Below are 13,696 nucleotides of genomic sequence, written 5' to 3'. Positions count from 1 at the left end.
AGACCCGACCATGTATGAACAATATTACGGCTTTTCGGAGCGCCCCTTCCAGCTCACGCCGGACCCGGCCTATTTCTTCGAGAGCATCACCCACAAGAAGGCCTTGTCCTATCTCGGCTACGGGCTGAACCAGGGCGAGGGCTTCGTCGTCATCACCGGCGAAGTCGGCTCGGGCAAGTCGACGCTGGTCGCGCATCTCAAGGAGAAGCTCGACGCCGACCGGATGAGCGTCGGCGAGGTCGTCACCAGCGCGCTCGACGGCGAGGAGATGATCCATGTCGCCGCGCGCAGCTTCGGTCTCGATGTCGAGGGCCGCGACAAGGCCGCCGCACTCGCCGCGATCGAGCATTTCCTCCACGAGGAAGCGCGCAACGGCAAGCGCTGCCTGCTGATCGTCGACGAATCGCAGAACCTGTCGATCGGCGCGCTCGAAGAGCTGCGGATGCTGTCCAACTTCCAGCTCGGCGCGCACCCGCTGCTGCAGACGCTGCTGCTCGGCCAGCCCGAGTTCAAGCGGCTGCTGGCGGGTTCGCCCGAGCTTGAGCAATTGCGCCAGCGGGTGATCGCGGCGCATCATCTGGAACCGATGCAGCCGGGCGAAATCGAACCCTATGTCCGCCACCGGCTCGAACACGTCGGCTGGGACGGCAGCAATCCCGAACTCGACCACGGCATCTTCACCAAGCTGCACCGCGCCACCGGCGGGATCCCGCGCAAGATCAACCAGGTGATGACCCGGTTGCTGCTGCTTGGCGCGGTCGAGGAACAGGCGGTGATCGAGCCCGACATGCTCCAGTCGGTGATCGAGGAAATGGAAGGCGACAGCGCCGCCGAGGAAGAGGCGATCAACGACAGCGTCGCGCCCGATCCGAAGCTCCCTGCCTCGCAGGCGGTCGCCCAGGCGCGGCGTGCCGAAGCCGAGCGCAGGGCGCCCGAGCAGCCGCAGAGCGAAGGCCTCGCCGAAGCGCAGATCGTCGCGATCGAACGCGCCTTTGCCGACCGCGACCGCGAGCTCGACCAGCTGCGCCGCGAAATCGGCGAGACCCGCGCCAGCTTCGCGGGCGAGACTGGGCAGGGCTCGGAAGCCGTCAATGAGCGGCTCGCGCGGATCGAGGCGCGACTCGACGAGCAGGAACAATCGCTGCGCCACGTGCTTGCGCAATTGATCGAATTCCTTGAAGCCAATGGACACCGTGAAGCCGCCTGACAGGCCGGAGAGGCAAGCATTTGGAAGAGCGCGCGATCACTGCGGCAGGCATCCTCAACGGCCTCTCGGTCGATGTCGAGGACTGGTTCCAGGTCGGCGCGTTCGAGAACACGATTGCGCGCTCGGACTGGGACGGCATAGCGCTGCGCGTGGGCGACAACGTCCGCCGCGTGCTCGACCTGTTCGACGAACTCGGGGTCAAGGCGACCTTCTTCACGCTGGGCTGGGTGGCTGAACGCGAGCCTAAAGTGGTGCGCGCCATCGTCGAGCGCGGGCACGAGCTTGCCAGCCATGGCTACGACCACACGCGGGTATTCACCTTCGATGCCAGGCAGTTCGGCGCTGATCTCGCCAAGTCCCGCGCCATCCTCGAGAATGCGGGCGGGGCGAAAATCACCGGCTATCGCGCGCCGAGTTTCTCGATCGACCAGCGCACCCCCTGGGCGCATGAGGTGCTCGCCGAGCACGGTTACAGCTATTCCTCCAGCGTCGCGCCGATCCGCCACGATCATTACGGCTGGCGCGAGGCGCCGCGCTTCGCCTTCCGCCCGCTCGCCGACAGCGCACTGATCGAGATCCCGGTGACCACCGCGCAACTGGGCGAGCGGCGGCTGGCGGCGGGCGGCGGCGGATTCTTCCGCGTGCTGCCCTATGCCTTCTCGCGCTGGGCGATCGCCCGCGTCAATCGCGACGACCGCCGTCCGGCGGTGTTCTATTTCCACCCCTGGGAGGTCGATCCGGGCCAGCCGCGCGTCGCCGATGCACCGCTGCGCTCGAAACTGCGGCATTACACCAACCTGTCGGTCATGGCCGACAAGCTGCGCCGGCTGGCGGGAGATTTCCACTGGGGGCGGATGGACGAACTCGCCAAGCTCGAAGCGCAGCGCTGCGTCGAGTTTGTCCGGTGAATGCGCCGCTCCGGCACACCAGCAACAGCGTGATGCTTGCCGATCTGCGCGATCCGAATGAGGTCGCGCGGATCGAGGGTTTTGTGGCGGAGCAGCGAGGCTCGGTGTTTCATCGGCCCGCGTGGCTGGTAGCGATCGAGCGCGGTACCGGGCAACGGGCGCTGGGACTGATTGCCGAGCGCGCCAACAAGCTGACCGGCTGGCTTCCACTCAGCGATGTCAATTCGCCCTTCTTCGGGCGGGCGCTGGTTTCGAGCGGTTTCGGCGTCGGTGGCGGTCCGCTGACGGTCTCCGAAAGCGACAGCGAAGCGTTGTGCCGCGTCGCCGAGGAACTCGCGCTGCGGCGCTCTGCCGGAACGATCGAATTGCGCGGGGGCGAGGCACCGCAGGATTGGACAGCGACCTCCACGGCGCATTGCAATTTTTCCCGCGAGCTGGCCGCGGACGACGAGGCCGAACTGCTCGCGATTCCGCGCAAGGCGCGCGCCGAGGTCCGCAAGGGGCTGCGCAATGATCTCGAGATCGCTGTCGGCACCGGCGCTGACGATCGCGCGGCGCATTATGCGGTCTATGCCGAAAGCGTGCGCAATCTCGGCACGCCGGTCTTTCCCCGCGCACTGTTCGATGCGGTGCTCGACGGTTTTGGCGCGGATGCCGACATCCTCACCGTGCGCCACCAGGGGCAGCCGGTGGCGAGCGTGCTGTCGCTCTACCACCAGGGCGCGGTGCTGCCCTATTGGGGCGGCGGGCGGTTTGTCGCGCGCGATCTGCGCGCCAACGAGATCATGTACTACAAGCTGATGTGCCATGCCCGCTCCCGCGGCTGCACCAGCTTCGATTTCGGGCGATCCAAGACCGAGAGCGGGCCCTATTTCTTCAAGAAGAACTGGGGCTTCGAGCCCGAACCGCTGACCTATTCGAGCTGGAGCGCACCCGGTGTGCCGGCGCGCAACATCGATCCCACCGACGAGGGCTACTCGCGCGGTATCGAACTGTGGAAGCGGCTCCCGCTCCCGCTCGCCAACGCAATCGGACCCTTCGTCGCCCGCGGCCTCGGCTGATGGGTGATATCCTGTTCCTCTGCCATCGTGTGCCGTTCCCGCCCGATCGCGGCGACAAGATCCGCTCGCATCATTTGCTCAAGGGCTTGGCGAAGCTGGCCCCGGTGCATGTCGGGACCTTCGCGGAGACGGCGCAGGATCGCGATCAGGACACCGCGCTGGGCGAAATCTCTGCGAGCCACATGCTTGTCGATCGCGGCATGTCATTGCCCAAGGCAGGGCTGCGCGCGCTGGCAAGCGGCAAGCCGGTGAGCCTGCCGGCCTTTGCCGACCAGAACCTGTCGCGTTGGGTTGCGCAGACGCTTGCGCGGCACGACATCGACACGCTGGTGATCTTCTCGGGCCAGATGGGACAATACATCCCCGAGAATTTCGCGGGGCGGGTGGTGGTCGACCTCTGCGATGTCGATAGCGCGAAATTCGAGGGCTACGCGCGCGACGCAGGCTTTCCCAAATCCTGGCTGATGGCCCGCGAGGCGCGGCTGCTGGCGCGCGAGGAGGCGCGGCTTGCACGACGCGCAGACTGCACGCTGCTGATCTCTGACAGCGAGCGCGCGCTGTTTCGCAGCCGCTTGCCCGCTGGCAGCGATTGCGATGTCCGCGCGCTGGGCAATGGCATCGATGCCGGCTTCTTCGATCCGGCAGCGACCGAACCGCACCCTGAGATGACAGGCAAGACCGGTCCGCATTTCGTCTTCACCGGGCAGATGGATTACCCGCCCAATATCGCGGCGGTGAAACGTTTTGCCGGGGCGATCCTCCCGCAGCTGCGCGCAACCACGGATGCGCAGTTCCACATTGTCGGCCGCGCGCCGACTGCGGAAGTAACCCGGCTTGGCGATCAGCCCGGCGTCTGCGTCTGGGGCGAAGTGCCCGATGTCCGGCCTTCCCTCGCCGGCGCTACCGCCGTCGTCGCGCCTCTGACGCTGGCGCGCGGGGTGCAGAACAAGGTGCTCGAGGCGATGGCGATGGCACGCCCGGTCCTGCTCAGCCCCGAGGCCGCCACCGGGATCGATGCAGTCGACGGCGAGCATTTCGAAATCTGCCGCGACGATGCGGCGTTTGTCGCCGCAGCCGGAGCGATTGCAGCCGACACGGCCCGCGCCGACGCAATGGGCCGCGCCGCGCGCGCCGTTGTCATCGCCGAGATGTCGTGGGAAGCGGTCGAGGGGCAACTGGCGACAATCGTCGGACGCGGACAGGGCGGGGCGCGCCATGCCGCCTGACAGCGCCACACTGACCGACACGCCGGTGACCGCGACCCACCCCTCCGAATGGCGCGCGGCGCTGGTCCGCCTGTCGCTTGCCGCGCTCGCGCTGGTGGCGCTGTCCTTGCGCGAATGGGGCGAGATGCTGTTCATCTGGTGGACCAGCGAAAGCTATTCTCACATCCTGCTGATCCCGCCGATCATCGGCTGGCTGGCGTGGATCCGCCGCGAGGATGTCGCGCAAGTGGCGCCGCGCGGGTGGTGGCCGGGGCTGGCGGCGGTGGCAGCGGCGCTCGGCCTGTGGCTGACGGGTCGAGTTACCGATCTTAACCTCTTGGCGCATACCGGCGCGGTCGCGATGCTACCCGCGGCGGTGCTGATGCTGCTTGGCCCGCGCGTTGTGGCCCTGCTCGCATTGCCGCTTGGTTTTACGGTATTCCTCGTGCCCTTCGGCGACGAAATCATTCCGCCGCTGCAATATCTCACCGCCGAGATGGCGATCGCGCTGACCCATATGGTCGGCGTACCCGCACGGATCGACGGGATTTACATCCACACCCCCGCGGGGCTGTTCATCGTCGCCGAGGCCTGCGCAGGCGTGCATTTCCTGATCGCGATGATCGCATTGGGCGTGCTGACCTGCTTCACCAGTTTCACCAGCTGGCGCCGCCGCGCCCTGTTCATGGTCGCCTGCGTCGTGGTGCCGATCGTCGCCAACGGCATCCGCGCCTGGGCGACGATCTACATCGCGCAGTTCGTCGGCGCCGAGGCGGCGGGCGGGTTCGACCACATCGTCTATGGCTGGATCTTCTTCGGGCTGGTGGTGGCGCTGATTCTCGGCGTCGCCTGGCGGTATTTCGAGCGCGAGCCCGAGGATGCCGGCTGGTCGGTCGCGGATCTGCGCGACAGCGCGCTCCTCGCCCGCGTGGACCGGTATTCGGCCCCGACGCGCGCGCTGCTGCTTGTCGTGCTCGCGCTGGCGGCGCTGGCGGCGGCGCTCGCCTTTGGCCTTCGGGCGGGCTAGGACCCACCGCCTATGTGCGGGATCGCTGGCATTTTCCATTATGGCACGCCCAAGCCGGTCGATCCCCGGCGGGTCGAGCGGATGGCCGACGCGCTGGCGCATCGCGGGCCCGACGGCTCGGGCGTCTGGACCGCGCCCGGGGTGGGGCTGGGCCATCGCCGCCTGTCGATCATCGACCTCGCGGGCTCGCCACAACCGATGCATTCGGTCGATGGCCGCGCGGTGATCGTCTTCAATGGCGAGATCTACAATTACCGCGCGCTGCGCCGCGAGCTCGAGACCGGCGGCGCGCAGTTCCACACCGATGGCGACACCGAGGTCATCCTCGCCGCCTGGCAGCGCTGGGGCTCCGATTGCCTCGAGCGGCTCGACGGCATGTTCGCCTTCGCGCTTTACGACCGGGCATCGCGGCAGCTGTTTCTCGCGCGCGACCGCTTCGGGGTGAAACCGCTGTTCCTCGCGCGGCTCTCGGATGGCAGCATCGCCTTCGCCTCCGAGCTGAAGGGCCTGCTCGCACATCCGCTGGTCCGCCGGGTGGCCGATCCGCTGGCGATCGAGGATTACATGACCTGGGGCTATGTCCCCGATCACCGCTCGATCCTAAAGGGGGTCGAGAAGCTGCCCGCGGGCCACTTCCTGCTGCTCGATCACGACCGCGAACCGCAGCCGCCGCGCCAATGGTGGGACATTTCCTTCGAGCACCGCGCGCAGGGGAACACCGCCGACCTCTCCGCCGAACTGCTCCACCGCCTGCGCGAAGGCGTAACCAGCCGGATGGTCGCCGACGTCCCGCTGGGGGCGTTCCTGTCGGGCGGCGTCGATAGCTCAAGCGTGGTTGCGCTGATGGCCGAGGCCAGCCGTGATCCGGTGCGCAGCTGCTCGATCGGCTTCGATGTCGCCGCGGTCGACGAGACCGGCTACGCGCGCCAGGTGGCCGAGCGCTTCGGCACCGACCACCGCGAGCGGATCGTCTCGCCGGGCGACATCGCCGATCTCGACCGGATCGCCGGCATCTTCGACGAGCCCTTCGCCGATGCCTCGGCGCTGCCGACGCTGCGGGTCTGCGAGCTGGCACGCGAGAGCGTGACGGTGGCGCTGTCGGGCGACGGAGCGGACGAGGCGCTCGCCGGCTATCGCCGCCAGGTGTTCCACCATCGCGAGAGTCAGGCGCGCGCGATCCTCCCACAGACGCTGCGCGGGCCGGTGTTCGGGACGCTGGGCAAGCTCTGGCCCAAGGCCGACTGGGCCCCGCGCGGGCTGCGCGCCAAGACCACTTTCCTCTCGCTCGCCGAGAGCGGGGCGCAGGGTTACGCTCGGGCACTCGCCATTCTCGACGCCCCGGCGCGCGCGCGGCTCTACGGATCAACGCTGCTGCGCGAACGCGGCGACTACCGCGCCGAAGACCCTCTGATCGCGCTGATGGAGGGCGCCCCGGCACGCAGCGGGCTCGACTCCGCTCAATATGCCGATCTCAAATTCTGGCTACCGGGCGACATCCTCACCAAGGTCGATCGCACCAGCATGGCGGTCGGCCTCGAGGCGCGCGAGCCGCTGCTCGACCACCGCCTGGTCGGTTTCGCCGCCAGTCTGCCCGAGCGCCAGCGGGTTCGCGGGCGGCAGGGCAAGTGGCTGATGAAACACACGATGGAGCGCTATCTGCCGGAAGACATACTCTACCGACCCAAACAGGGCTTCGTCACCCCGCTGGCCGAGTGGTTCCGCGGTCCGCTCGCCGACACCGCGCGCGGTATCGCGGCAAGCGAGCGGCTGGTCGAGAGCGGCTGGTTCGACCGCACTGCGCTGGCGCGGATCGCCGAGCAGCATATTTCGCGCCAACACGATCACGGCAGGGTGCTGTGGCAATTGGTGATGCTGGATAAATCCTTGTCGGGACTCGATTTACGCGGCTGACTCAGTGATGCGATAGTGCATCACTTGGGTCCCGTGAGTTAGATTCCGAACGATATCTTACAGATTCAGGACGATTATTTCATTTGCCAAGCGAGTCCCCCTTGGCCTAGATTCTTGGTTAACAGAACTTATCCGTCTGATTTTATTGGAATGGAATAGTCGAAACCGTCGCCCGGGGGCCGCAAATGGAACGATTGATCACCGATACCCATCGTTCTTCCCCGGAACCCGACAGTTCCGAGGACGCGCATATCCTCCTGTCTGACGAGGACGATCTCCACGTCGAGAGCGGCCGTCATCTGGCGATCCCCGAGGAGCTGTTTCGCCTCAACGAACTCGACGTCCTCTACGACAGCGATGGCCAGACGCTGTGGACCTATATGCGCCCGCAGGGTCGCCCCAGCTTCACCCCGCCGATGCTGGCCGATTTCGCCAATTGGCAGCGCCTGATCGAGCTCGGGTTCGGCCCCGACAAGGTGCCGCTTAAATTTTTGGTGCTGGGCAGCCGCGCGCCGGGCGTGTTCTGTTTCGGCGGCGATCTGCAACTGTTCAAACGGCTGATCGAGGCGCGCGACCGCGCCGGGCTGGTTAATTATGGCCATCGCTGCTGCCAGATCCTCCACCGCAACATGAACTCGCTCGACCTGCCGATCGTGACCGTCGGGATGGTGCAGGGCGATGCGCTGGGCGGCGGCTTCGAGGCGCTGCTGTCCTTCGACTATATCGTCGCCGAGCGCCGGGCGACTTTCGGCCTGCCCGAGATGATGTTCGGCCTGTTCCCCGGCATGGGCGCACATTCGCTGCTCAGCCGCAAACTCGGCAGCGCCATGGCCGACCGGCTGATCGTCTCGAACGAGAGCTACAGCGCCGAGCAGCTTTACGATCTGGGGATCGTCCATGCCATCGCCGAGGACGGCGAAGGGCTGCAGGCGACGCAGGATTTCATCCGCAAGAGCAGCCGCAAACACGCCGGAATGGTCAACTCGCGCCGCGCGATGAAGGTCTGCTGGGACCTCCAGCTGGAAGAGCTCACCCGGATCACCGAATTATGGGCCGATGCCGCGCTCCAGCTGGGCGCCAAGGATCTCAAGCTGATGGACCGGCTGGTGACCGCCCAGACGAAGCTCGCCCGGGCGGCCTGATTCTCTCCTCGCCGCCCGCGCGAACTAGCGCGCGTCGACCATCACCACTTCGGCATCCTCCAGCGCGAGGACGGTTATCTCGTCCTCGCCGGTGATCGCGACGCCATCGCGCGGATTGGCCTCGTGGCCGTTGACCGAAATCCGCCCGACCGGTGCGACCAGATACTGATGTCGCGAGCCGTCGGTTTTCCAGACCGCCGACTGGCCCGCCTGCAGTGTGGTGGCGAGCACCCTGGCATCGGTGCGGATCGGCAGCGCGTCGTCTTCCTCGGGCGTCCCGCTGGCGAGCACTTCGAAACCGCCCTCGCGGCTGGCGTTGGGGAACTCGCGCTGGCCCCAGCCGGGTGCCTCGCCGCTGCGCGTCGGCAGGATCCAGATCTGGAACAGCGTGGTCGCTTCGTCTTCCTTGTTGAATTCGGCATGGGTGATGCCGGTGCCCGCGCTCATCACCTGGACGTCGCCCGCCGCGGTGCGGCCTTCGTTGCCGAGGCTGTCGCGATGGGTGATCGCGCCGCTGCGCACGAAGGTGACGATCTCCATGTCGCGGTGGGGATGCGGCGGAAACCCGCTGCCGCCCGCGATCGTGTCGTCGTTCCACACGCGGATCGGACCCCAGCCCATCCGTGCAGGGTCGTGATAGGAGGCGAAGCTGAAATGGTGGCGGGCGTCGAGCCAGCCGTGGTCGGCATGGCCAAGGCTGGCAAACGGTCGGATATCGATCATCGATTCTCTCGCATCGGCGGGGTGTTGTCGCCGGTATCGGGAATAAATGGGAAACAGCCGCAGGATTTCAACGGGGCTGGTGGGGTGGGCGCGGGGTGTCTCGACTTCGCTCGACACGAACGGGACGGCGTCAGCCCTCGCTCCCGTGCCCGCGGGCCATGTATTCGTCGCTCTGCATCTCCATCAGCCGGCTGACGGTGCGGTCGAATTCGAACAATCCCTCGTCCTCGCCATGGAGCGCGTCGGGCTCGGTATCGGCGGTGGCGAACAGCTTGACCCGATTTTCGTAGAGCGCGTCGATCAGCTTGATAAAACGCAGCGCCTCGTTGCGTTTGTCGGGCCCCAGTATGGGGATGCCGACCACGATCACCGTGTGATAGGCATGGGCGATGGCGAGGTAATCCGCCGCGCCGCGGTTTTCGCCGCACAGCCGCTTGAAGCTGAACACCGCGACGCCCTTCAAGGATTTGGGCACCGTCAGCGTCCGCCCGCCGCCTAGATCGAGCTGACCCGAAGGGACATGCTCGGCATCCTCGGGGGCGTAATCGGTCAGGCGGAAGAACGCCTCGCGCACCTGCGCGGTGGCCGCGTCGCCCAGCGGCGTGTGCCAGCTGGCGATATCGCCCAGCCGGTCGAGCCGGTAGTCGGTCGGCCCGTTGAGCGGCAGCACGTCCATCTCGGCCAGCACCAGATCGATGAAGGGCAGGAACAGCGAACGGTTGAGCCCGTCCTTGTAGAGGTCGCGCGGCGGGCGGTTGCTGGTGGTGACCACGCTCACGCCCTCGTCGCGGATCAGCGCGGTGAACAATCGGCTCATGATCGCGGCATCGGCGGTGTTGGCGACCACCATCTCGTCGAAGGCGAGGCAGCGGATGCCTTGGCCCAGCCGCGCGGCGACCGGGGCGATCGGATCGCCGTTCTCGCGCTTGCGCTCCTCGCCGATCATGCGATCGACCTCGAGCATGAAGGAGTGGAAATGGACCCGCCGCTTGGCCGCGATATCCAGCGTCTCGATAAACAGGTCCATCAGCATCGATTTGCCGCGACCGACCCCGCCCCACATGTAGACCCCGCGCGGTCGTGCGGGTTCCTTGCCGAGCAATCTGTCGAAGAAACCGCTCTTCTCGCCACCCGCTTCCAGCTGGCGCTGGAGCGCGTCGAGCCGCTGCGCTGCGGCGCGCTGGTCGGGATCGGGGCGCAGCTCGTCGGCCGCGATCAGCGCATCGTAGCGCGCCAGCATTCCGGTCATGGCAGGCGGTTCACGAAGCGGCGTCGCGCGGCCGCATCTTGCGGACGATGCCCGAGAAGGCTGCCACCCGGGCGCCCTCCTGCTCGACCGTGCCGCGCACGAACACCAGCCGCCCAGTTTCCTGGACGATCTCGGTGACAGCATCGAGGGGACGCGCGGAGTCGCCCGCGCCGACGAACTGCGTCGAGAGTTCGAGGGTCACCGATGGCCCGGCGTTGCCGCTGCCCAGATTGTGCATGGTGGTGAACAGCGCGATATCGATCAGCGACAGCGTCACCGCGCCGTGGACGATGCCTTGCAGGTTCTCGTGGCGGCGTTCGGGGAACATCCGCAACCGCGCGCGGCGGGCGTCGCCTTCTCCCTCGACGCGGGTCAGGAGCTTGCCCATCACCGCGCCGTTGAACAGCGTTTCGTCCTTGAGGTTCCAGTGGTTCCAGCCGGGATTGTCCGGATCGGGTCCGTGTTCGAATACGTCGTCGCTCAGAGCCATTGAAATCAGATCGCGCGTTCGACGAGCATTTTCTTGGTTTCGGCGATCGCCTTGGCCGGGTTCAGACCCTTGGGGCAGACATTGGCGCAATTCATGATCGTGTGGCAGCGATAGAGGCGGAACGGATCCTCGAGCTGGTCGAGCCGCTCGCCGGTCATCTCGTCGCGGCTGTCGGCCAGCCAGCGGAACGCCTGGAGCAGGATCGCCGGGCCGAGGAACTTGTCCGAATTCCACCAATAGCTGGGGCAGGCGGTAGAGCAGCAGGCGCACAGGATGCACTCGTACAACCCGTCAAGCTTTTCACGCTGTTCGGGGCTCTGGAGCCGCTCCTTGCCGCTGGGCGTGGTCGAGACGGTCTGCAGCCAGGGGCGGATCGAGGCGTATTGCGCGTAGAAATGGGTGAAGTCGGGGACCAGGTCCTTGATCACTTCCATATGCGGCAGCGGGGTGATCCGGATCTCGCCCTTGAGATCGTCGATCGCGGTGGTGCAGGCGAGGCCGTTCTTGCCGTTCAAATTCATCGAACACGAACCGCAGATCCCTTCGCGGCATGAGCGCCGGAAAGTCAGCGTCGGGTCGACCTCGTTCTTGATCTTGAACAAGGCGTCGAGCACCATCGGTCCGCATTCATCGAGATCGATCTCGAAGGTGTCGTAACGCGGGTTCTCGCCGGAATCGGGATCGTAGCGGTAAATCTTGAACGATTTGACCCGGCCGGTGCTTTGCGCGGCGTGCTTGCGGCCCTTGCCGGTGATCGTGGAGTTCTTCGGGAGGGTAAAGGTCGCCATGTTCGTTCCTGTATTCCTGCTTGCGGACGCTCTTAACGTCCTCACGTCCCGGCACAAGGGAAACGGGCAATTTCGCCGCCTCCCGACAATGTAGGGAAAATGGCGCTTTTCCGTGAAAAATCAACAGTTCTGGGGTGCGCTCCCCGGATGTGTTTCATGAACAAGCTTTTTACCTTTTTGCATCACCCGCTGCCCTTGCGGCGACCGGGTGGGGCTGTAGGACAGCGGGCATGAAGCATCAGCCATTCGAACGAGCGGCAATCGTCGGCGCCAGCGGAGGCATCGGCCGCGCGTTGTGCCGGGCGCTGGCGGAACGCGGGACGAAAGTCTGGGCGCTGTCCCGCTCGCCGACGACCGACCGGACTGCCGGGATCGACCCGTTGCCCTTTGACCTCGGCGACGAGAAGTTGATCGCCATGGCGGCCGAGGCAATGCAAGCCTCGCCGCCGCAGCTGGTGCTGGTCTGCACCGGGGCGCTGACGCTGGCTGACGGAACCGGGCCCGAGCGCAGCTATCGCCAGCTCGACGGCGCGGCGATGGCGGAAGCTTTCCGCATCAACACCATCGGTCCGGCGCTGGTCGCCAAGCACATGCTCCCGCTGCTGCCCCGCGACGAGCGCGCCGTGTTCGGGGCGCTGTCCGCGCGAGTCGGCTCGATCTCGGACAACCGGCTGGGCGGCTGGCACAGCTACCGCGCGAGCAAGGCGGCGCTCAATATGCTGGTGCGCAATTTCGCGATCGAATTGGGCCGGACGCACCGGCAGGCGAGCGTCGTCGCGCTGCATCCCGGAACGGTCGACACCGGACTGTCAGAGCCCTTCCAGGCAAACCTCCCGCCCGGTCAGCTGACAACCCCGGCGGAGGCGGCGCGCCATCTGCTCGATGTTGTCGATGGTCTGACCGCCGCCGAAAGCGGGAGGGCCTTCGACTGGCAGGGCGAGGAAATCCCTAGCTGATCAGCGCGTTGCGGCGGAAGGATTCGGCCAGGATCGTCTCGAGCAGATCGGCATGACTGAACCCGGCCTGCGCCGCGGCCTTGGCCATGACCTTTTCCGACCACAGATTGCAGTTCAAGTTGATCTCGATGAAATTGATATCGCCCGTCTTGGGGTCGAAGCGGAACTCGATCCGCCCATAGTCGAACGGGTGGAATTCACGGGCCACCCGCGCTGCCAGATCGGCCATGCGCGGCTCGAATTCGGGATCGTCGAACCGCTTGAGCGCGCTTTTCTCGGTGTTCTGGATCAGGTCGCGCTTCTCGTAATAGGTCCACAGGCGCTGTGTGTCCTCGCGCTCGTACCACAGCATCGGCAGCTGCACCGGCTTGCCGTCGATTGTGATGAAGGCGACCTGGACATCATAGCCGTCGAGATAGGGCTCGACGATGGCATCGTGGCCCTGGCCGTGGATATCGGCCACCGCATTGGCGACGCCCGCGAAATCATGCGCATCCGAAATGCCCCAGCTGGCCGAGGAAGCGTTGGGCTTGATTACCCAGCGACCGCCGGCAGAATGCGGCACGTCGGCTTCCTGCACCTGCGCCCCGCGGCGGAAGCAGAACCACGGCGCAGTCGGCACGCCGGCATGGGTGGAGACGAGCTTGGAGATGGATTTGTCGTCGCCCAGTCCGCGCAGGAAGGGCATCGCGCCGACATAGGGGAGGCGGTGCATGTTGCACAGCAGCGGGATCAGCATCTCGGAATTCACGAACCCGCCGCGGTTCAGCAGCGGAAAGACGAAATCCGCTTCGGGCTGTTCGAACAGGACCTTGTAGCTGTCGGCGAGCAACAGGTTGAGCCCCATGTCCTCCAGCGTGGTGCGCACCTCGTGGTGGTAAATCGCGTGATTGCCATCCTCGGGGTGCATCCCGCCGTCCCAGAGGGCGTGCTTGGCCATGAACAGGACGCGCAATCTCTCCTTGGCGTCTTCGGGAATGCGGAGGGGGGCGATATCCATGGCGCGTGTCATCCTGTTGGCGAACCTTT

13 protein-coding genes are annotated in these 13,696 nt (G+C 66.2%); 8 read left to right on the top strand and 5 right to left on the bottom strand.

The features are described from left to right. The first annotated feature begins 10 nt into the window (after positions 1-10). From ACWIKC_RS07595 to ACWIKC_RS07565, 7 genes are all read left to right on the top strand, one after another. Entirely contained in the window at positions 11-1,207 is a 1,197-nt protein-coding gene (locus ACWIKC_RS07595) for an XrtA/PEP-CTERM system-associated ATPase (protein WP_454596909.1), read from the top strand. Between the two features lie 50 nt (positions 1,208-1,257). Continuing rightward, entirely contained in the window at positions 1,258-2,115 is an 858-nt protein-coding gene (locus ACWIKC_RS07590) for an XrtA system polysaccharide deacetylase (RefSeq protein ID WP_454599463.1), read from the top strand. Beyond that, positions 2,112-3,176 carry a FemAB family XrtA/PEP-CTERM system-associated protein gene (locus tag ACWIKC_RS07585; protein WP_454596908.1) on the top strand — a complete coding sequence of 355 codons (1,065 nt, stop codon included), beginning with the start codon at positions 2,112-2,114 and terminating at the stop codon, positions 3,174-3,176. Before ACWIKC_RS07590 ends, ACWIKC_RS07585 begins: the two co-directional genes overlap by 4 nt. Next, the gene (locus tag ACWIKC_RS07580) at positions 3,176-4,402 is read left to right on the top strand and encodes a TIGR03087 family PEP-CTERM/XrtA system glycosyltransferase (protein WP_454596907.1); all 1,227 of its coding nucleotides are present in this window, start codon (positions 3,176-3,178) and stop codon (positions 4,400-4,402) included. Before ACWIKC_RS07585 ends, ACWIKC_RS07580 begins: the two co-directional genes overlap by 1 nt. Further along, positions 4,392-5,408: an exosortase A gene (xrtA, locus tag ACWIKC_RS07575; protein WP_454596906.1), complete on the top strand. Its 1,017-nt coding sequence runs from the start codon at positions 4,392-4,394 to the stop codon at positions 5,406-5,408. Before ACWIKC_RS07580 ends, xrtA begins: the two co-directional genes overlap by 11 nt. 12 nt (positions 5,409-5,420) lie before the next feature. After that, positions 5,421-7,319: an XrtA/PEP-CTERM system amidotransferase gene (locus tag ACWIKC_RS07570; RefSeq protein ID WP_454596905.1), complete on the top strand. Its 1,899-nt coding sequence runs from the start codon at positions 5,421-5,423 to the stop codon at positions 7,317-7,319. Between the two features lie 185 nt (positions 7,320-7,504). Further along, positions 7,505-8,461 (top strand): crotonase/enoyl-CoA hydratase family protein, encoded by a 957-nt coding sequence (locus tag ACWIKC_RS07565; protein ID WP_454596904.1) that lies wholly within the window; start codon positions 7,505-7,507, stop codon positions 8,459-8,461. A 24-nt stretch (positions 8,462-8,485) separates the two neighbouring features. Here ACWIKC_RS07565 and ACWIKC_RS07560 read toward each other — a convergent pair whose 3' ends face one another. From ACWIKC_RS07560 to ACWIKC_RS07545, 4 genes are all read right to left on the bottom strand, one after another. After that, positions 8,486-9,184 (bottom strand): pirin family protein, encoded by a 699-nt coding sequence (locus ACWIKC_RS07560; protein ID WP_454596903.1) that lies wholly within the window; start codon positions 9,182-9,184, stop codon positions 8,486-8,488. Positions 9,185-9,314: 130 nt separating this feature from the next. After that, entirely contained in the window at positions 9,315-10,433 is a 1,119-nt protein-coding gene (gene zapE / locus ACWIKC_RS07555; protein ID WP_454596902.1) for a cell division protein ZapE, read from the bottom strand. A gap of 10 nt (positions 10,434-10,443) precedes the next feature. After that, on the bottom strand, positions 10,444-10,923 hold the full coding sequence (locus ACWIKC_RS07550) for a PaaI family thioesterase (protein WP_454596901.1): 480 nt from the start codon (positions 10,921-10,923) through the stop codon (positions 10,444-10,446). 5 nt (positions 10,924-10,928) lie between these two features. Further along, the gene (locus tag ACWIKC_RS07545; protein ID WP_454596900.1) at positions 10,929-11,711 is read right to left on the bottom strand and encodes a succinate dehydrogenase iron-sulfur subunit; all 783 of its coding nucleotides are present in this window, start codon (positions 11,709-11,711) and stop codon (positions 10,929-10,931) included. Between the two features lie 230 nt (positions 11,712-11,941). Between ACWIKC_RS07545 and ACWIKC_RS07540 the strand changes: the two genes are divergently transcribed. Then, positions 11,942-12,667 carry an SDR family NAD(P)-dependent oxidoreductase gene (locus ACWIKC_RS07540; RefSeq protein WP_454596899.1) on the top strand — a complete coding sequence of 242 codons (726 nt, stop codon included), beginning with the start codon at positions 11,942-11,944 and terminating at the stop codon, positions 12,665-12,667. On the opposite strand, the gene ACWIKC_RS07535 is transcribed toward ACWIKC_RS07540, so the two are convergent. Further along, positions 12,660-13,667, bottom strand: a complete 1,008-nt coding sequence (locus ACWIKC_RS07535; protein WP_454596898.1) for a D-alanine--D-alanine ligase family protein — start codon at positions 13,665-13,667, stop codon at positions 12,660-12,662. The genes ACWIKC_RS07540 and ACWIKC_RS07535 overlap by 8 nt on opposite strands. Positions 13,668-13,696 lie beyond the last annotated feature (29 nt).

This window comes from Qipengyuania sp. SM2507 (assembly GCF_053714505.1).
The sequence above is the reverse complement of the archived record's forward strand: the minus strand, read 5'-3'. Positions and strand labels throughout refer to the sequence as shown.

What these genes read in the sequence shown, in the direction of transcription:
- xrtA (WP_454596906.1), top strand. Translation starts at nt 4,392, where the DNA reads ATGCCGCCTGACAGCGCCACACTGACCGACACGCCGGTGACCGCGACC.
- ACWIKC_RS07540 (WP_454596899.1), top strand. Translation starts at nt 11,942, where the DNA reads ATGAAGCATCAGCCATTCGAACGAGCGGCAATCGTCGGCGCCAGCGGA.
- ACWIKC_RS07560 (WP_454596903.1), bottom strand. Translation starts at nt 9,184, where the DNA reads ATGATCGATATCCGACCGTTTGCCAGCCTTGGCCATGCCGACCACGGC.
- ACWIKC_RS07580 (WP_454596907.1), top strand. Translation starts at nt 3,176, where the DNA reads ATGGGTGATATCCTGTTCCTCTGCCATCGTGTGCCGTTCCCGCCCGAT.
- ACWIKC_RS07570 (WP_454596905.1), top strand. Translation starts at nt 5,421, where the DNA reads ATGTGCGGGATCGCTGGCATTTTCCATTATGGCACGCCCAAGCCGGTC.
- zapE (WP_454596902.1), bottom strand. Translation starts at nt 10,433, where the DNA reads ATGACCGGAATGCTGGCGCGCTACGATGCGCTGATCGCGGCCGACGAG.
- ACWIKC_RS07535 (WP_454596898.1), bottom strand. Translation starts at nt 13,667, where the DNA reads ATGGATATCGCCCCCCTCCGCATTCCCGAAGACGCCAAGGAGAGATTG.
- ACWIKC_RS07565 (WP_454596904.1), top strand. Translation starts at nt 7,505, where the DNA reads ATGGAACGATTGATCACCGATACCCATCGTTCTTCCCCGGAACCCGAC.
- ACWIKC_RS07550 (WP_454596901.1), bottom strand. Translation starts at nt 10,923, where the DNA reads ATGGCTCTGAGCGACGACGTATTCGAACACGGACCCGATCCGGACAAT.
- ACWIKC_RS07595 (WP_454596909.1), top strand. Translation starts at nt 11, where the DNA reads ATGTATGAACAATATTACGGCTTTTCGGAGCGCCCCTTCCAGCTCACG.
- ACWIKC_RS07545 (WP_454596900.1), bottom strand. Translation starts at nt 11,711, where the DNA reads ATGGCGACCTTTACCCTCCCGAAGAACTCCACGATCACCGGCAAGGGC.